15 protein-coding genes and 1 pseudogene are annotated in these 17782 nt (G+C 72.2%); 6 read left to right on the top strand and 10 right to left on the bottom strand.

Annotated features, from left to right (window positions below):
* Positions 1–61: 61 nt before the first annotated feature.
* A pseudogene (locus Prum_RS24010) lies at positions 62–406 on the bottom strand (DUF3499 domain-containing protein); the annotation flags it as partial.
* A 101-nt stretch (positions 407–507) separates the two neighbouring features.
* Here Prum_RS24010 and Prum_RS24005 point away from each other — a divergent pair.
* Entirely contained in the window at positions 508–951 is a 444-nt protein-coding gene (locus Prum_RS24005; protein WP_173078532.1) for a metallopeptidase family protein, read from the top strand.
* A gap of 33 nt (positions 952–984) precedes the next feature.
* On the opposite strand, the gene Prum_RS24000 is transcribed toward Prum_RS24005, so the two are convergent.
* The 3 genes from Prum_RS24000 to Prum_RS23990 all read right to left on the bottom strand — a co-directional run bounded on the left by Prum_RS24000 (position 985) and on the right by Prum_RS23990 (position 4956).
* Positions 985–1242 carry a WhiB family transcriptional regulator gene (locus Prum_RS24000; RefSeq protein ID WP_173039867.1) on the bottom strand — a complete coding sequence of 86 codons (258 nt, stop codon included), beginning with the start codon at positions 1240–1242 and terminating at the stop codon, positions 985–987.
* A 302-nt stretch (positions 1243–1544) separates the two neighbouring features.
* Entirely contained in the window at positions 1545–4040 is a 2496-nt protein-coding gene (locus Prum_RS23995) for a bifunctional FO biosynthesis protein CofGH (RefSeq protein ID WP_173078531.1), read from the bottom strand.
* 70 nt (positions 4041–4110) lie between these two features.
* On the bottom strand, positions 4111–4956 hold the full coding sequence (locus Prum_RS23990; RefSeq protein ID WP_246278053.1) for a hypothetical protein: 846 nt from the start codon (positions 4954–4956) through the stop codon (positions 4111–4113).
* A 102-nt stretch (positions 4957–5058) separates the two neighbouring features.
* On the opposite strand from Prum_RS23990, the gene cofD reads away from it, so the two are divergent.
* Together cofD and Prum_RS23980 are read left to right on the top strand one after the other, a co-directional pair.
* On the top strand, positions 5059–6006 hold the full coding sequence (gene cofD / locus Prum_RS23985) for a 2-phospho-L-lactate transferase (protein WP_173078530.1): 948 nt from the start codon (positions 5059–5061) through the stop codon (positions 6004–6006).
* On the top strand, positions 6003–7001 hold the full coding sequence (locus tag Prum_RS23980; RefSeq protein WP_173078529.1) for a coenzyme F420-0:L-glutamate ligase: 999 nt from the start codon (positions 6003–6005) through the stop codon (positions 6999–7001). Before cofD ends, Prum_RS23980 begins: the two co-directional genes overlap by 4 nt.
* Here Prum_RS23980 and Prum_RS51790 read toward each other — a convergent pair.
* The 4 genes from Prum_RS51790 to Prum_RS23960 all read right to left on the bottom strand — a co-directional run bounded on the left by Prum_RS51790 (position 6998) and on the right by Prum_RS23960 (position 11514).
* Complete coding sequence (locus tag Prum_RS51790) at positions 6998–7570, bottom strand: winged helix-turn-helix domain-containing protein (RefSeq protein ID WP_503826928.1); 573 nt, start codon at positions 7568–7570, stop codon at positions 6998–7000. The two genes, Prum_RS23980 and Prum_RS51790, sit on opposite strands and share 4 nt — an antisense overlap.
* 617 nt (positions 7571–8187) lie before the next feature.
* Positions 8188–9222, bottom strand: a complete 1035-nt coding sequence (locus Prum_RS23970) for a hypothetical protein (RefSeq protein WP_173078528.1) — start codon at positions 9220–9222, stop codon at positions 8188–8190.
* Between the two features lie 3 nt (positions 9223–9225).
* Positions 9226–10323: a mannose-1-phosphate guanylyltransferase gene (locus Prum_RS23965; protein WP_173078527.1), complete on the bottom strand. Its 1098-nt coding sequence runs from the start codon at positions 10321–10323 to the stop codon at positions 9226–9228.
* Positions 10324–10368: 45 nt separating this feature from the next.
* Positions 10369–11514: a glycosyltransferase family 4 protein gene (locus Prum_RS23960; RefSeq protein WP_173078526.1), complete on the bottom strand. Its 1146-nt coding sequence runs from the start codon at positions 11512–11514 to the stop codon at positions 10369–10371.
* Between the two features lie 147 nt (positions 11515–11661).
* On the opposite strand from Prum_RS23960, the gene Prum_RS23955 reads away from it, so the two are divergent.
* Positions 11662–12333 carry a TIGR03089 family protein gene (locus tag Prum_RS23955; protein ID WP_173078525.1) on the top strand — a complete coding sequence of 224 codons (672 nt, stop codon included), beginning with the start codon at positions 11662–11664 and terminating at the stop codon, positions 12331–12333.
* A gap of 4 nt (positions 12334–12337) precedes the next feature.
* Here the strand turns inward: Prum_RS23955 and Prum_RS23950 are convergent, their stop codons facing one another.
* Positions 12338–14260 (bottom strand): acetoacetate--CoA ligase, encoded by a 1923-nt coding sequence (locus Prum_RS23950; protein ID WP_173078524.1) that lies wholly within the window; start codon positions 14258–14260, stop codon positions 12338–12340.
* 53 nt (positions 14261–14313) lie between these two features.
* Between Prum_RS23950 and Prum_RS23945 the strand changes: the two genes are divergently transcribed.
* Both Prum_RS23945 and Prum_RS23940 read left to right on the top strand, forming a co-directional pair.
* Positions 14314–14916: a hypothetical protein gene (locus tag Prum_RS23945; RefSeq protein WP_173078523.1), complete on the top strand. Its 603-nt coding sequence runs from the start codon at positions 14314–14316 to the stop codon at positions 14914–14916.
* Between the two features lie 62 nt (positions 14917–14978).
* Positions 14979–15917, top strand: a complete 939-nt coding sequence (locus Prum_RS23940) for a hypothetical protein (RefSeq protein ID WP_173078522.1) — start codon at positions 14979–14981, stop codon at positions 15915–15917.
* A 638-nt stretch (positions 15918–16555) separates the two neighbouring features.
* Here Prum_RS23940 and Prum_RS23935 read toward each other — a convergent pair.
* Entirely contained in the window at positions 16556–17722 is a 1167-nt protein-coding gene (locus tag Prum_RS23935; RefSeq protein ID WP_173078521.1) for an acyl-CoA dehydrogenase family protein, read from the bottom strand.
* Positions 17723–17782 lie beyond the last annotated feature (60 nt).

Here is a 17782-nt window from a genome sequence, read left to right as displayed (position 1 = left end):
CGGGGCGCACAAAGCGCGCGGGGCGCGCGGAGGGGGCCGCCGCGCGGGGGGCGCTAGTAGGTGGGGGGATTACGCGGAGGTGGCCGCGGCGGCCTTGCTGGGGGCCGCGGTCTTCCTCCAGCGGCGGGGGGCTCGGGCGGGCGGCTTCGCGGACGGCCTCGGCCAGGGCGACCAGGTCGTCGGTGGTGGGGGGTGGGGGTGCGAACTCGCCGTCGTGGCGGACCAACTCCCAGCCTCGGGGGGCGGTGAGGCTGCGGGCATGCGGCTCGCACAGGTCGTACGTGTGGGGCTCGGCGAACGCCGCCAAGGGGCCCACAACCGCCGTGGAGTCGTTGTAGACATAGGTCAGCGTGGCGACGGCCTGACGCGGGCAGCCGTTTCGGGAGCAACGCCGTGGTGACCTCACGGCGGCACGTTATCTCTCCTACCCGCTCCGGAACTCCGGATGCCGCTGCGACACGCCGGCCGCGTGAGTTGGTCGTCGGTCCGGGCGACTACCCTCTTGACGTGAGCAGTCCTGAACCTCGACGCCCGGGCCACCGGTCGAAGCGTGACCGGCACGGGCGCGGACTACGCGGGCGGCTGGTGCCAGCCACCGTGCCGCTCGCGCGTACCAAGGCCGAAATCTTCGATGACCTGGTGCTGGACACCGTGGAGGCGCTGGAGCGGCGCTTCGCCAAGGAGCTGGCCGGCGTCGAGTTCGCCGTCGAGGACGTGCCGCCCGACCTCAACGTCTACGACTCCGACGTGCTCGAGGACGGCGAGGTGCCGCTGGCCCGACTGCTGCCCGGCCGGCCCGGGCGGCAGGAGGTCCCACCGCGGATCGTGCTCTACCGCCGGCCGCTCGAGTTTCGGGCGATGGACCGGGAAGATCTCGCCGACCTCGTGCACGACGTGATCATTGAACAGGTGGCCAACTTGCTCGGCGTGGACCCCGACGAGCTGGCCTGACCCGGTCACCCCCCAGCGACCGGGTAACCAGGCTCAGGCCACGCGGCGCTTGAGCTTGCGACGTTCTCGCTCGGAGAGGCCGCCCCAGATGCCGAACCGCTCGTCGTGGCCCAGCGCGTACTCCAGACACTCGGCCTTGACCTCGCAACGCGAGCAGATGCGCTTCGCCTCGCGGGTCGATCCGCCCTTCTCTGGAAAGAACGCCTCCGGGTCGGTCTGCGAGCACAAGGCCCGCTCCTGCCACTCCGGCGCGTCTCCGATCAGGTCGGCCACTTCCAGTGGGCCGTCCATCAGCCTGCCTCCTTCTTGCGCACCGGCCGCGTCGCCGGCGCAACCCCCCACGCGGAAGGCGTGTCTTTTGTCCGAACGGTCTGGTTTCAACTGATCCTAGGCAACAACCAAAGATCCTATTCGAACAACCCCAGTGAAATTACACGCGTGTAATGCGTGCGTCGTCAAGCCGAACCTGATAAAAGGGCCCGCTTTCTCGGCGCGCCGCGTCCGACTCGCGGAGTGTCGCGCACCGTTGAGGCACCGTCATCGCGCCTACCGATTCAGGCCCTCTCGGGGTAACGGGGATTCACCATAAGGCGTCAGCGCAAGACGTACGCCGTGGTGCGCTCGCGTGCGGGTCGGCCGGCCGCGGTGGCGATCGACCGCAACTGCTCGACGGTACGCGCCGAGCCGTTCTCCGAGCCGGCCATCCGCGAGATGGTCTCCTCCATCAGCGTGCCGCCGAGATCGTTGCACCCGCCCCGCAGCATCGCCACCGTGCCCTCGTCGCCGAGCTTCACCCAGGAGCACTGGATGTTGGCGATGCGGCCGTGCAGCAACACCCGGGCCATCGCGTGCACGGCTCGGTTTTCCCGCCAGGTGGGGCCGGGACGGGCGAGGCCGGCCAGGTAGATGGGCGCGTTGGTGTGCACGAACGGCAGCGCCACGAACTCGGTGAACCCGCCGGTACGGTCCTGCACGCCGCCCAGTACCCGGAAGTGCCCGAGCCACTGACGCGGGTGGTCGACGTGGCCGTACATCATCGTGGAGCTGGAACGGATGCCCAGCTCGTGCGCGGTCGTCACGACCTCGACCCAGGTGGCGGCCGGGAGCTTGCCCTTGGTCAGCACCCAGCGCACGTCGTCGTCGAGGATCTCGGCGGCGGTGCCGGGGATCGTGTCCAGGCCGGCCTCGCGCAGCATCGTCAGCCAGTCGCGGATCGGCAGGCCGGCCTTGGCTGCGGCCGAGACGATCTCCATCGGGGAGAACGCGTGCACGTGCATCCCGGGCACCCGCGCCTTGACCGCCCGGACCAGGTCGGCGTACGCGGTGATCGGCAGCTTGGGGTCGATGCCACCCTGCATGCAGACCTCGGTGGCGCCCGCCTGCCACGCCTCCTCGGCCCGGTCCGCCACCTGCTCCACCGAGAGCCGGAACGCGTCGGCGTCCCGCTCGCGCTGGGCGAACGCGCAGAACCGGCAACCGACGTAGCAGACGTTGGAGAAGTTGATGTTCCGGTTCACCACGTACGTGACGTCGTCGCCGACCGCGTCCCGGCGCAGGTCGTCCGCGATCCGGCAGAGCTCGTCCAGGGCCGCCCCGTCGGCGTTGAAGAGGGCGAGGGCGGCCTCCTCGTGGCGCGGCTCCAGGAGGGCGGCCGGGTCGGTGGCGGCCAGCTTGAGCCCGTCGAGCAGGTCGGACTCCAGCCGGGGGCCGGCGTCCGGAGTGCGCACGTGGTCGGCCACCGCGGCCCAGTCGCCGTACACGTCCGCGAAGTCGCCGCGGCGGTCGGACGTACGGCCGGTCGTGTCGATCTCCTCGTGGAGGTTGACCCGCCCGGTGGGTACCGAGTCGTCCGGCTCCTGCCATGGGCGGCCGGCGAGCACCGCCTCGGGGTCGGCCAGCCCGTCGCCCAGGGCCAGGGCGGACACGTGCGGAGTCACTCGCGGGTCGAGCCAGGGGTCGCCGCGCACGACGTACTCGGGATAGATGGCCAGGCGCTCGCGCATGGTGAATCCGGCGGCGGCCGAGTGGCGTGCCAGCTCGTCGATCTGTGGCCAGGGCCGCTCGGGGCTGACGTGGTCCGGCGTCACCGGCGAAACGCCGCCCCAGTCGTCGATGCCGGCGCGCAGCAGCAGGTCGTACTCGCCGGCGATGAGGTTGGGCGGCGCCTGGATGCGGGCGCGCGGGCCGAGCAGGACGCGTGCGACGGCGACCGTGGCGGCCAGGTCGTGCAGCTCGGCGTCGGGCATGCCGCGCATGGCCGTGTCCGGCTTGGCGCGGAAGTTTTGCACGATGATTTCCTGGATGTGGCCGTACTCGCGGGCCACGCGGCGGATCGCGAAGAGCGAGTCGGCGCGCTCCGCGCGGGTCTCGCCGATGCCGATGAGGATGCCGGTGGTGAACGGCACGCCGACCCGGCCGGCGTCCTCGAGGACCCGGAGGCGCACCGCGGGCTCCTTGTCGGGCGAGCCGAAGTGCGGGCCGCCGGGCTCGCTCCACAGCCGGGTCGCCGTGGTCTCCAGCATCATGCCCATGCTCGCCGCGACCGGCTTGAGCCGCAGCAGGTCCGCCCAGGACAGCACGCCCGGGTTCAGGTGCGGCAGCAGGCCGGTCTCCTCCAGCACCGCGATCGCCGAGGCGCGTACGTAGTCCAGTGTGGACCCGTAGCCGCGCTCCTCCAGCCACTGGCGGGCGACCGGCCAGCGCTCCTCCGGCCGGTCGCCGAGCGTGAAGAGCGCCTCCTTGCAGCCCTGGGCGGCGCCGTCGCGGGCGATCTGGAGCACCTCGTCGCGCTCCAGGAACGCCGCCGGCAGCCGGTGCGGCACGGTCGCGAACGTGCAGTAGTGACACCGGTCCCGGCAGAGGCGGGTGAGCGGGATGAAGACGTTCTTCGAGTACGTGACGACGCCCGGCCGCCCGGCCTCGCGCAGGCCCGCGTCGCGGATCCCCGCCGCGACGCCCAGCAACTCGTCGAGCGCCTCGCCACGGGCGGCCAGCAGAGCGGCCGCCTCCTCGACGTCGATCGCGCGGCCCTCGGCGGCCCGGTGCAACGCCCGCCGTACGCTCGCCTCGCTGGGTGTGTGATCAGCCACCCGATGAAGCCTAGGCCGGTCGCCGCGCAGATGTGAGTGGGGAGGGCAGTCGCCCTCCCCACATTGGTAATTAGCGCTGTACGGGGCGGGTGGGGTCGTCGCCGAGGCCCGGAGGGGGCGGCGGGAAGCCGGCCGACGGGAACTGGCTGGCCGGGTTGATCAGCTGGGTCTGCTGTCCCGGCTCGGCCGGCGGCTCCGCGGGCGGCGGGACCGCCTGCGTGGCCTGGGGTGGCTGCGGCGGGGCGCCGTACGGGGAGGCCGGCTGGCCCTGCCCGTACGCCTGCGGGTAGGCCGCCGTGGGCTGGCCGTACCCGGCGGGCGGGTATCCGGGCTGCTGCTGCGGATACCCGGGCTGCTGCTGCGGGTAGCCCTGCGGGTAACCGGGCTGCTGGCCGTACTGCGGTGCGCCGTACATGCCGGGCTGAGGCTTCGGCTTGGGCACCCAGTAGAGGGCGCGACCCACCCGGACCAGGGCGTACGCGGCGACGGCGAGCACCGCCAGCGTCGCCGTCCGGCCCAGGAACGCCTTCAGCGCGTTGAAGACGCTGTCGTCAGCGATCTTCACCACGCCGATGAAGAGCCCGAAGATCACGCCGAAGAAGGCCATGACCGCGTACTCGATCAGGGCCACCATCGTGATCAACTTGGCCCGGCTGAGCACCGGCTGCACGTGGTTGGCCAGGAGCACGGCCAGGAACGGCAGGCCGATCGTGCCCAGGTTGACGAAGTTGTCGAAGCTGTCACGTGCCCTGTCGGTGAAGCCCTCGAATTCTCCCGTGGGAATGAGGTTGAGGACGGCCACGAACAGCACCACCGCGGTGGCGCCGAGAAGCACCAGGGCGGCGAGTTCCCGCAGCGGCTTGGTGTGCTGGCTGGCCTGCCCGTCGGTTGGCGTGGCCTCGGGTTGGGTAGTCACGGCTCCCCCTGGTCGGGTTGCGGACAAAGCGGTCTGCGCCCGTGAGCCTAGTTGACCGGGGTAGCGCCGCTGAACTCACGTCCCGTGAGCAAGGATGGGCCCATGCGGATCGTGGTTTTGGCCGGCGGCATCGGCGGCGCCCGCTTCCTGGTCGGCGTGCGCGCGTACGCCCAGCAGACCGGCGCCGAGGTGACCGCGATCGTGAACGTCGGGGACGACGTCTCGATGCATGGCCTGCGCGTATGCCCTGACCTGGACAGCGTCATGTACACCCTGGGTGGCGGCGCCGACCCCGAGCGGGGCTGGGGCCGCGAAGGCGAGACCTGGGCCGTCAAACAGGAGCTGACCGCGTACGGCGCCGAGCCGACCTGGTTCGGCCTCGGCGACAAGGACGTCGCCACCCATCTGGTGCGCAGCACGATGCTCACCGCCGGTTACCCCCTCTCGGCGGTCACCGAGGCGCTGTGCACGCGCTGGCAGCCCGGCGTACGCCTGCTGCCGGCCAGCGACGACCGCCTGGAGACGCACGCCGTGGTCGACCTGGACGGCGAGCAGCGGGCCATCCACTTCCAGGAGTGGTGGGTACGGCACCGCGGCGACGTGCCCACCCACCGGTTCGTCTTCGTCGGGGCGGAGTCGGCCAAGCCGGCGGCGGGCGTGCTCGACGCGCTGGCCGCCGCCGACGTGGTGCTGCTCGCGCCCAGCAACCCGGTGGTGAGCATCGCGCCGATCCTGGCGGTGCCGGACCTGCGCGAGGCGGTCGCCGGCGGGCCCGCCCCGGTGGTCGGCGTCTCGCCCATCATCGGCGGCGCCCCCGTACGCGGCATGGCCGACCGGTGCCTCGCCGTCGTGGACGTCCCCTGCACGGCTGCCGGGGTCGGCGGCCTGTACGGCGCCCGCGCCGGCGGCGGCGTGCTGGACGGCTGGCTCGTCGACTCGACCGACGCGGACGCGACCGTGCCGGGCGTGACGGTGCGCGCCGTTCCACTGTGGATGACCGACGAGGAGGCGACCGCCGCGATGGTGCGCGCCGCACTGGAGCTCGCATGAAGCTTGAGATCCTGCCCATCGACGGGATCGGTGACGTGTCGCCGGGTGACGACCTGGCCGCCCTGATCGCCGGGGCCGCGCCGTGGCTGCGCGACGGCGACGTGCTGGTGGTGACCAGCAAGGTGGTGTCCAAAGCGGAGGGTCGGCTGGTCGACGTGCCGGTCGACGGGCCGGAGCGGGCGGCCGCCCGGGACGAGGTGCTGGCCGCCGAGACCGCCCGGCCGGTGGCCACTCGGGGGCAGACCCGGATCGTGCAGACCCACCACGGGTTCGTGATGGCGTCCGCCGGCATCGACGCATCCAATGTGGATCGCTCGCGCCTCGTGCTGCTGCCGAAGGATCCGGACGCCTCCGCCCGGTCGCTGCGGGCCGCGCTGCGCGAACGGCACGGCGTCGACGTGGCCGTCGTGGTCTCCGACACGATGGGCCGGCCCTGGCGCAACGGGCTGACCGACGTCGCGCTCGGCGCCGCCGGGATCGCGCCGATCCGGGACCACCGCGGCGAGACCGACCCGTACGGCAACGAGCTGCACATCACCCAGATGGCCGTGGTCGACGAGCTGGCCGCCGCCGGCGAGCTCGTCAAGGGCAAGTGCGACCAGGTGCCCGTCGCGGTGGTGCGCGGCTATCTCGCGCAGGCCCAGGAGGACGACGGCGCGGGGGCGGTGGCGCTCGTCCGCGACGCGGGGTCCGACCTCTTCTCCCTGGGTACGGCGGAGGCCCGCGCGGCGGGGCTGCGGGCGGCCGCCACGCTGCCGGCGGCATCGGTGGTCGGCGAGGTCGACCCGGCTGCCGTGGCGCGCGCCATCGCGACAGTGACCGGCGTCGTGGCGCCCGGCACGGTCTTCACGTACGTCGATGGCGAGGGCGTCCACGCGGCGCCTCCGGGGGGCGCCGACCTGGTGCGCTTCGGCGAAGACGTGCACCGCCTCCGGTGCGCCCTGGCCGCGGAGGGCTGCGCGCTCCCCGTCCTGCCCTCGGGCGGGCGGCGCTAGAACGGGGCGGAGAGCATGGCGCGGCCCAGCGGGGTGAGTGTGTGCAGGGCGGTGTTGCGGTCGCGGTGCGTGGCCAGCAGGCCGGCGTTGCGCAGGACGGTGGCGTGCTGGCTGGCCGCGGCCGGGGAGATGCGCAGGCGGCGGGCCACTTCGCCGGTGGAGCAGCCGTCGCCGACCACCTCCAGCACGGCCGCCCGGGTGCGGCCGAGCAGGGCTTCGAGTGCCTGCTGCCCGCCCCCGCCCCGGCGGGCCAGCCCATCGAGCCGGTCGATCGGGTAGACCAGCACCGGCGGCAGGGCGGGGTCGACCAGGGCGACCGGCGTACGGGCGCAGAAGAACGAGGGCACCAGCAGCAGGCCCCGGCCGTCGAGGTGCAGGTCCCGCTCGGTCGGGTAGTCGTGCACCTCCAGCACGCCCGCGTTCCAGCGCATCTTGGGCCGCAGCCCGCTCAGCAGTCCCTCGGCGCCGCCGTCCAGCAGCGTACGGGCACGGCGCGCCCGGTCGGCATCCACCGCCGCCTCGATCCGCGACCAGTACGGCGCGACCGCGATCGAGTGATAGCGCTCCATCGACTCGGTGAGCTGGCTGAGCGCCTCCGCCTCGCCGCGGCCCAGCGCCGCGGCCGGCGGGGCAACGCGTTCTCCTCGGCGAGCACCGCGATGTCCCGGTTGAGCCGCTCGATCGGCGTGGACCGGATCGCGTCCATGCCGGCTTGGAGCCCGTGCAGGCTCTCGGACGGTGTCAGGAAGTCTGGAAAGTACCCCTTCGAGGGGTTTGTGGCTGAGAACAGCCGCAACTGGGTGGTCGCGGTGACGTCCCGGCGCAGCCCTTCGGAGACGTCGCCGCGCCAGCCCGCCAGGGACGGTTCGCGGGTCCGACCCTGCAACAGGTGCAGGCTCAGCACCGTCTCCCAGACCGGGTCGGCGGCCGGAGCGACCCGGGTCCGGGCGATGTCGTCGCTGGAGAAGACGATCCTCAGCATGGCGCTCTCCCGAATCAGGAGCCCGTCACTCTACCCGGCGGCAATGACCTGCATGTTTCGGCGGAGCGTGAAAGTTCTCGACGGTAAGGCTTGCCTACCGGCATGCTCGTCATCTGGGCTGGGGAGGAACGTGCCGCGCCCGGACAGCCATCACGAGGGTCCGCGGCCCTTGATCCGCGGAGATGGCGGTCCGGGTGCGGCCCCTCAGCCGAGCCAGAGGGCCACCCGGTGGTCTTCGTCGGTGACGTAGATTCGCTGGCCGTTCAGCCGGGCCAGGCCCTCCACGTTGTGGAACGGGGCCAGATCGGCCACCAGCTCGCCGACCGCGTCCGGGAGGGCGAAGCGCACGTGGCGACTGGCCACGTCGCCGCCGGCCGGGTGGTCGTCGAGCAGCACCGAGCCCTTGCCCAGCGCGTCGATCGACCCGATCACGGCGTCGTACGTGCCGTCGCCGTTCGCCGTCAGCGCCCGGAACCCGGTCAGCGTGCCGGGCGGCGTCACCCCGCTCAGGGCGTACGCCCCGACCACCTCCGGCCATGTCTGAGCGTCGTCGTCGAACATCCCCGCCACGCCGGCCACCTCGACCAGGATGGGCTCGCCCTTTTCGGTCACCGGGAAGCGCAGCCCCAGCAGCAGCGTGCCGGCCGGGGTGAAGGCGGCCGCCTCGACGTTCAGCGGCAGGTCGCCGGGGGCGAGCCGGGTGACCCAGCTCTTCTCCCGGGCGGTGCCCCGGTTGATCGTCTCGACGATGAACCGGTCCTGCACCCGCTCGCCCGGCGGCAGCGGCACGATGTCGGCGGCCGCCAGCGCGTCGTTGACCAGACGGTGCAGCCGGAACTGGTTGCGCACGATCTGCAGCGGCGCCGCCCCCGGGCGGCCGGCGTCGGCCTCCCGGAACCGGGCGAAGAACCCGCGCTTGGGGCGCAGCGGCCCGCCCTTGGAGCCGAAGTGCGAGCCCAGCACGTAGACCCAGCCGTCGATGTGGGCCAGCGCCTCGCCGTCCTCGGTGCGCCCGGTCTCCGCCCCGGCGTCGAACGCCGCGTGGTGCGCGGTCCAGGTGCCGTCGGTCCGCTCCACCAGCAGGGCCACGCACTGCTCGACCGCGCCCTCGTCCAGGACCGTCCAGAAGGCGCGGCGCGCGTCGTGCGCGGCCAGCACCTCCGGCGACTGTACGGGGAGAAGGTCGCTCGCCTCGTTGCACCCGACGGCGAGCTCCACCGAGATCAACGTGGCGCTCATGACCTAAACGTAGCCGTCGGCACCACGTTCTTTGAGTCGGTCGACCAGCTTCTTGACATCCTGCGCACGGTCACGGGGGCAGATCATCACGGCGTCCGGGGTGTCCACGACGATCATGTCGTGGAGGCCGAGCGTGGCGACCAGGCGGCCGGACTGCGGGAGCACGACCAGCCCGGACGAGTCGTGGAGCAGGACCCCGGGCTTTTCCTCGGCGGCACCGACCACCACCACGTTGCCGTCCGCGTCGGCGGGCAGCAGGTCACCGAGCGTGTGGAAGTCGCCCACGTCGTTCCAGCCGAAGTCGCCAGGGACGGTGCCCACCCGCCCGGCCGCCGCCGCGCCCTCCATCACCGCGTAGTCGACGGAGATCTTCGGCAGCGTCGGCCAGATCTCGCCGAGCACGTCCTCGCGGGCCGGGGTGTCCCAGGCATCGGCGATCCGGGTCAGCCCGGCGTGCATCTGCGGCCGCTGGCGCGCCAGTTCGGCCAGGAACGCGTCGACCCGCCAGACGAACATGCCGGCGTTCCAGTAGTACCGGCCGGACTCCACATAGGAGACCGCGACGTCGTACCCCGGCTTCTCCTTGAACTCCTCGACCATGCGCATCGGGCCGGCGCCGATCGTCCCGCCACACTGGAGGTAGCCGTACCCGGTCTCGGGCCGGGTCGGGGTGATGCCCACGGTCATCAGCAGGCCCTGCTGCGCCCCGTCCACGGCCCGCCGGACGGTCGCCGCGTACGCATCGGGATCGCCGATCAGGTGGTCGGCGGCGAAGGAGCCCATCACCGCGTCCGAGTCACGGCGGGCGATGACCATGGCGGCCAGGCCGATCGCCGCACACGAGTCCCGCGGCGACGGCTCGACCAGGATGTTCTCCTCGGGCAGGCCGGTGAGCTGCCGGGCCACCGCGGCGGCATGCGACACGCCGGTCACCACCAGCGTCCGCTCCGGGGCGGTCAGCGGCGCCAGCCGCTCCACGGTCGCCTGCAGAAGCGAGGCGGCGCTGCCGGTCAGCGGGTGCAGGAACTTCGGGTTACCGGCACGGGACAGCGGCCACAAACGCGTGCCGCTGCCGCCCGCCGGGATGACGGCGAAGAGCATCAGTCCATCATGCCCGGCCGACGTTTCCGGCTCAGGCTGGGATGCTTAAGAAGCGGCCCGGCTCCAGGCCGCCACGTGCACCTCCGCGCTGGACTCCCAGGTGAACTCCTTAGCGCGGTCGAAACCGGCCTTGGCCAGGGAGAGCCGGCGCGCCTCGTCATCGAGCAGCGCGGCCAGGTCGGTCGCGATCTGCGCCGGGTCCTCGCTGGTGTAGGCCACGGCGTCGCCGCCGACCTCCGGCAGGGACAGGCGCGGCGTGGTCAGGACCGGCGTCGCGCAGGCCATCGCCTCCAAGATCGGAAGACCAAATCCTTCGCCGTACGACGGGTAGGCGGCGACCAGGGCACCGCCGAGGAAGCCCGGCAGGTCGGCGTAGCGCAGGTAACCCGGCCGGAGCAGGCGCAGGTGCGCGGGCGCCTCGGCCACGGCCTGGTCGATGGCGTCGTCGTGCCCCTGCCCACCGGCGATCACCAGGGCGGGTGGCTCGGGGCGGTCACGCACCGCCGCCGCCCAGCCGCGGATCAGGTTGGGCACGTTCTTGCGGGGCTCCTTGGCGCCCAGGAACGCCACGTAGTCGGTGCTCCCCAGGCCCAGCCGGGCCCGCACCCGGGCCTTTTCCTCGTCGGTGGGCGGGTGGAACGCCCCGTGGTCGACCCCGTGATAAGCCACGTCGATCCGGGTGGGGTCGGCGTCGAGCAGCCGGATCAGCTCGTCGCGGGTGGCCTTGCTCGGCACGATCACCCGCTCGGCCCGGCGCAGCGCGGTCTTGATGGCGCTGCGGAAGAACGTACGGCGGGACTTGTCGTAATGCTCCGGCTCGGTGAAGAACGTCGCGTCGTGCACGGTCACCGTGACCGGGCAACCGGCCCGCAGCGGGCAGGTATAGAACGGCGAGTGCAGCACCTCGGCGCCCACCTGCTGGGCGAGCAGCGGCAGGCCGGTCTGCTCCCAGGCCAGCCGGGCCGGGCGGTGCGCCACGGCGGCCGGCGCGGAGATCACCTCTGCGGCGGGCAGCATCCGCGCGTATCGCTCGACGTCGGTGCGCAGGGACACCACCGCCAGCTCCACCCCGGATCCGATCACCTTGGCGAGGGCGCCGAGCAGTCCGTCGACGTATCTACCCACGCCGCCCCGGTCGGCGGGAACACTCGTGGCGTCGACGAGCACGCGGGGCGGACTACCGGGGGTCACGGGGCGGCTCCTTGATGCTGTCTTCGCCGGCTGTTGACCGACGCTTCGGCTGTGTCTAACAACACTTACGTAAAGCCTACGCCGAGCGGATCGGCGATCGTTGTCTGCGACGCGACGGTAAGACCTTTCCTACGTGAGTGAGTACTTGTGATCGAACTGTTCACCGCCGCGGTGGCCAAGAATCCGGCCCGGCCGCTGCTGACGTGGTACGACGACGCGACCGGGGACCGGACCGAGCTGTCCGGCGCGACACTGGACAACTGGGTGGCCAAGACGGCGAACCTGCTGGTCGACGGCCTCGGGCTGGGCCAGGGCGACCGGGCCGGGGTGCTGCTCCCGCCGCACTGGCAGACCGCCGCCGTACTGCTCGGCTGCTGGTCCGCCGGGCTCACGGTGGGTGCCGAGGAGGGCCCGGTGGACGTGCTCTTCGCCGCCGCCGACCGGCTGGCCGACGCGGAACGATGGCCGGCCGGGGACCGGTTCGCGCTCGGGCTGGCACCGATGGCCATGCCGATGCGGCCCGCCCCGGAGGGTTTCGCCGACTACGTGGTCGAGGTACGTACGTACGGTGACCACTTCACGCCGTACCCGATGGATGGCGATGGCGCGGAGCTGGCCCTGCGCGCGGGAAGGCGCGCCGCGGACCTGGGCGTCGGCGCCGGCGACCGGGTGCTGGTCGACGCCGCGAAGCACCCGGATCCGCTGGACTGGCTGCTGGCGCCGCTGGCCGCGGGCGCCACGGTGGTCCTCTGCGGGCGCCTGGACGCGGCCCGGCTCGGTGACCGGGTCGCGGCGGAGAAGGTCACCGTCGTCTACTGACCCGTCAGCGTTCCTTGGCGAAACGCTCGAACGCGGACAGCGACTCCGGGTTGACCAGGGCACCTGCCGCCGCCGCCTCCCGCACCGGCGTACCGGTGAGGATCTTCTTCACCGGCACCTCCAGCTTCTTCGCGCTCAGCGTGCGCGGTACGGCCTTGACCTGGTGGATCTCGTCGGGCACGTGCCGCGGTGACAGCGCGGTGCGCAGCTCCCGGGCGATCTTCCGGCGCAGCTCGTCGTCCAGCTCCCGGTCGTCGGCGAGCACCACGAAAAGCAGGAGTTCGCCCTGTTCACCGCCCTCGAGGTGGATCACCAGGGAGTCGGTGATCTCGTCCAGGCCCTCCACCACGGAGTAGAACTCGGCCGTGCCCAGCCGGACGCCGCCGCGGTTGAGGGTGGCGTCGGAGCGGCCGGTGATCACGCAGGTGCCGCGCTCGCTGATGGTGATCCAGTCGCCGTGCCGCCACACGCCCGGGTAGACGTCGAAGTACGCCTCGCGGTAGCGGCTGCCGTCCGTGTCGCCCCAGAACCCGACCGGCATGCTGGGCATCGGCGCGGTGATGACCAGCTCGCCGAGCTGGCCTATGACCGGCTTGCCGCCGCTGTCGTACGCCTCCACCCGGGCGCCCAGGGCGCGGCAGGACAGCTCACCCTCGTACACCGGGACCAGCGGGACGCCGCCGACGAACCCGGTGCACACGTCGGTGCCGCCGGACAGGGACTGCAACTGGATGGTCGGGCCGAACGCGTCGTACACCCAGGCGAAGCCCTCCGGCGGCAGCGGCGCGCCGGTGGAGCCGACGCCGCGCAGCTGGGGGTTCGCCTGCGGCCGCAGCCCCGCCTTGCGACAGGCGAGCAGGAACGGCGCACTGGTGCCGAAAAACGTCACGCCGGCCTCATCGGCCAGCCGCCACAGGCTGTCCAGGTCCGGGTGGCCTGGATTTCCGTCGAACAGCACGATCGTCGCGCCCACCGCCGGCGCGGAGACCAGGAAGTTCCACATCATCCAGCCGGTGGTGGTGAACCAGAAGAACCGGTCACCCGGGCCCAGGTCGTGATGCAGGGCCAGCATCTTGAGGTGCTCGACCAGGATGCCGCCGTGCCCGTGCACGATCGGCTTGGGCAACCCGGTCGTGCCGGAGGAATAGAGGACGTAGAGCGGGTGGTCGAACGGCACCGGCTCGAAGGCCAGCTCCTCGCCGGTCTGCGGCCAGGCGAAGTCGCCGCCGGCCAGATAGGGCAGCATGATCGTGTGCCGGAGCGAGGGCAGCGCCTCCTGGATCGCGGCCACTTCGGCACGGCGGTCCACCGCCTTCTCGCCGTACCGGTAGCCGTCGACCGCGAAGAGGACGGTCGGCTCGATCTGCTGCCACCGGTCCACCACGCTGCGGGTGCCGAACTCCGGCGCGCACGAGGAGAACACCGCGCCCAGGCTCGCCGTGGCCAGCATCAGCACGTACGTCTCGGGGATGTTCGGGGCGTACGCGGCCACCCGGTCGCCCCGGCCGACACCGAGGCGGCGCAGCTCCGCGCGGGCCCGCCGGACCTGGTCGCGCAGGTCACCCGCCGTGAGCGTGACAGGTCCGCGCGTTTGCGAGTACGCCAACACGACCGGGTCGCCGTCGGCCAGACCCGGCATGCGCAGGACGTGCTCGGCGTAGTTCAGGGTGGCGCCGGGAAACCAGCGGGCGCCGGGCATCGTCGGGTGCTCGATGGTGGCGGTCGGCTCGGTGTGCGCGAGGACCTCGAAGTAGTCCCAGATGGACCGCCAGAACCCGGCGAGGTCGTCGACCGACCACTGCCACAGGTCGGCGTACGCCGCGAAGTTCAACCCGCGGTACTCGCGCAGCCACCGCAGGTAGGCCCCGATGCGGGACCGGTCCCGTACGTCAGCCGGCGGCTCCCACAGCACCTTGCCCTCTGTCATGTGGACATCTTGCCCCCGGTGCCAGATATCGACGGAACCGGTACGGTGCGCGCATGCGACATCTATGGAGTTTGCTCGCGGGCGTGGTCGCCGCGCCGCTGGCCTGGGTGCTCGTCTCGATGGGCCAGGGCGACTCGGCACGGACCGTGAACGATTGGGCGGCAAGCGGCAGCTACAACACCGCCGACCTGATCGAACCCGCGATCTATCTGGTCGTGGCCGGGATCGTGCTCGGGCTCATCGGCACGCTGCGTTTCTCACCGCTCGGCCCGCTCGTCGCGGGTCTGCTGCTGGTCACCCCGTACGCCGGGCTCTTCGCCGACCCGTTCGCGGTGCGCGACCTCGTACCGGACGGCTGGGAGGTCCTCGACCGGGCCATCCCGCTGGAGCAGCCGCTCGACAACGGCACCCTGGTGCTGCTCGGGGCGCTGCTGGTGATCGCGACGTTCAGCGCCCAGCGCTGGCGGCGGTGGCCCGTCGCGGCTGTCTCTCCCGCTTCGCCGGACCTCGAATCGACGTTGACCGACGCCCCCGTGGTGGATGCGCCTGCGGTGGATGCGCCGTTGGTGGATGCGCCTGTGGTCGGCGCTCGGACCTCCGGCGAGACGCCGTGGTCGGCGCCGCCGTCGACCGTCGGCAAACGCGTCGAGTCTTAGCTGTTCAGGCGCTTGCCACTGCGGGGTACGGTGCGCGTGGCACATGACATTGGGAGGGGCCCATGCGCCACGCCGGTTCGCTATTCCTGTCCCTGTTCCTGGCGCCGCTGATCTGGGTGGCGACCGGCTACGGGACCAGCGAGATATTCCGTGGTACCCGCCAGTTCACCAGCGGTTTCGACCTGGACATCCTGCTCGGGCTGGCCGCGCTGATCGCCGGCGGTGCGCTCTACGCGGTGCTGGTGATGGCGCGGCTCTCCCCGATCGGGCCGGCGCTGATCGGACTGGTCTTCCTCGGGCTCACCACGTGGGCCGCCTTCGACCCGTCCTCGTACTTCGACACGATGCCCACCGATCTGCAGAGCGGCGACCAAGCGCTGACGTACCCGGCTCTCGCCTGGGGCGCGGTGCTGGCCGTGCCGCTGCTCGCCACGGTGCTGAGCCCCCGCCGCTGGCGCCGGTACGCGTCGCCGCCCGCCCCGGTCCCGGCGTACGGGGCTCCCATGGGCGCTCCCGGCGGACCGGTGCCGCCGTACGGCCTGCCACCCGGCGCCACGCCACCGCCCCAGGGCGGCTTCGGGGCCACGCCCGGCTACCTCGCGCAGCCGCTCAGCCCGCCCCCGCCCCGCCCGGCCGACCCGGCCCCGACGACGGCGTTCCAGGCCAGCCCGCCTCCGCCGCTGCCCCCGCCACCGTCGTACTTGGAGCAGGCCACGACCCGGCTGAACCCGCCTTCTCCGCCCGTGCCTTCTCCGCCTCCTCTACCTCCGCCTCCGTCGCCGGCTGAGGCCACGACGCGGATCACGGCGCCCACGGCGGAGCCCACCACGACCCGGCTGAACGCCCCGGACGGCGAGGCGACCCAGCTCCTGAAGGGCCCGCCGCCGCCGGACGCGTACCCCCGGCCGGCCTGGTCCGCGCCGACCCCGCCGCCGATCACCCCGCCCGGCGCCCGCACCGCCCCCGACGACGACCCCGAAGCCACCCAACCGTCCCGCTAGCAGTCCTTGATCGCCGCAGCGCGTCGATCAAGGACTATGCCGTCGATCAAGGAGTTCTGCGTCGATCAAGGGCGAACGGCCGCGACTGGATCTCCGATCCACGACCATTCGCCCTTGATCGACGCAGAAAGCCTTGATCGGCACGCGCGGCGCGCGCAGGCCACGCACCGCCCGCAGACCACGCACGGCGCGCGGCCACCAGCACGCGGCGCCCACAGGCCGTCGCCACGCGGCGATCAAGGACTATGCCGTCGATCAAGGGCCAACGGCCGCGACTCGATCTCCAAACCACGACCTTTTGCCCTTGATCGACGTAGAAATCCTTGATCGGCGCGCGCGGCGCGGGCGGGTCACGCGGTGCGCGCGGTGCGCGAGCCAGCTTCGGCACACGCAGGTCACGCGGTGCGCGGCCGCCGGCACGCGGCGCCCGCGGCCACGCGCCGATCAAGGACTAGGCCGTCGATCAAGGGCGAACGGCCGCGACTCGATCTCCGATCCACGACCTTTTGCCCTTGATCGCCGCGGAAGTCCTTGATCGGCGCGCGCGGCGCGCGCGGGCCACGCAGCGCGCGAGGCGCCCGGGCACGCGCGGCGTGCAGGGCGCGTGGCGTGCAGGGCGTGGAGTGGGTGGGGAGGCGTTAGCGGAGGGACTTGAGGAGTTGTCTTGCCATGACGATGCGCTGGACCTGGTTGGTGCCCTCGTAGATCTGAGTGATCTTGGCGTCGCGCATCATGCGCTCCAGCGGGAAGTCGCGGGTGTAGCCGTACCCGCCGAGGAGTTGGACCGCGTCGGTGGTGATCTCCATCGCGGCGTCGGACGCGAAGCACTTGGCGGCCGCGCCGAAGAACGTGAGATCCGCGTCACCGCGTTCTGAGCGGCCGGCCGCGGCGTATGTGAGCTGGCGGGCCGCCTCCAGCTTCATGGCCATGTCGGCCAGCATGAACTGGATGCCCTGGAACTCGGCCACCGGCTTGCCGAACTGGGTGCGCTCGGTGACGTACTTGGCGGCGTGGTCGAGTGCGCCCTGGGCGATGCCGACCGCCTGTGCCGCGATCGTCACGCGGGTGTGGTCCAGGGTGCGCATGGCGGTGCCGAATCCGCTGCCCGGCTCGCCGATGATCCGGTCGGCGGGGATCCGCACGTCGTCCAGATAGACCTCACGGGTGGGCGAGCCCTTGATGCCGAGCTTCTTCTCCGGTGCGCCGAAGCTGACCCCCGTATCCGACTTCTCCACCACGAACGCCGAGATCCCCCGCGCGCCGGCGCCCGGCTCGGTGACGGCGAAGACGGTGTAGAAGCGCGATACGCCGGCGTTCGTGATCCAGCGCTTGACGCCGTTGAGCACCCAGGAGTCGCCGTCCCGCTCCGCGCGGGTGGTCATGGCCGCGGCGTCGCTGCCGGCCTCCGGTTCGGACAAGCAATAGGAGAACATCGCCTCGCCGCTGGCCACGAGCGGGAGGACCTGGCGCTTGAGCTCGTCCGAGCCGGCCAGCAGCAGCGGCAGCGTGCCGAGCTTGTTGACCGCCGGGATGAGCGAGGAGGCTGCGCAGGCGCGGGCCACCTCTTCGATGACGACCGCGGTGGCGAGCGCGTCCGCGCCCGCGCCGCCGTACTCGACGGGGATGTGCGGGGCGTGGAAGTCGGCGGCCCGCAGCGCGTCGTACGACGCCTTGGGGAACTCGCCGGTCTCGTCCGCCTCGGCGGCGTTGGGGGCGACCTTGGCGTCGCAGACGGCCCGAACCGCCTCGCGCACGGCTTCGTGTTCTTCCGGTAGCCGGTACGCTTCAAATGGTTCTGTCGTCATGGCGCCTCCCCTTGGCGATCATCGAACGCGAGTGTGAGGATACCGACCAGCGTTCAGGTG

This window comes from Phytohabitans rumicis, assembly GCF_011764445.1.
GTDB lineage: Bacteria > Actinomycetota > Actinomycetes > Mycobacteriales > Micromonosporaceae > Phytohabitans > Phytohabitans rumicis.
Note: the sequence above shows the minus strand (reverse complement) of the source record. Positions and strands in the feature narration are given on the sequence as shown.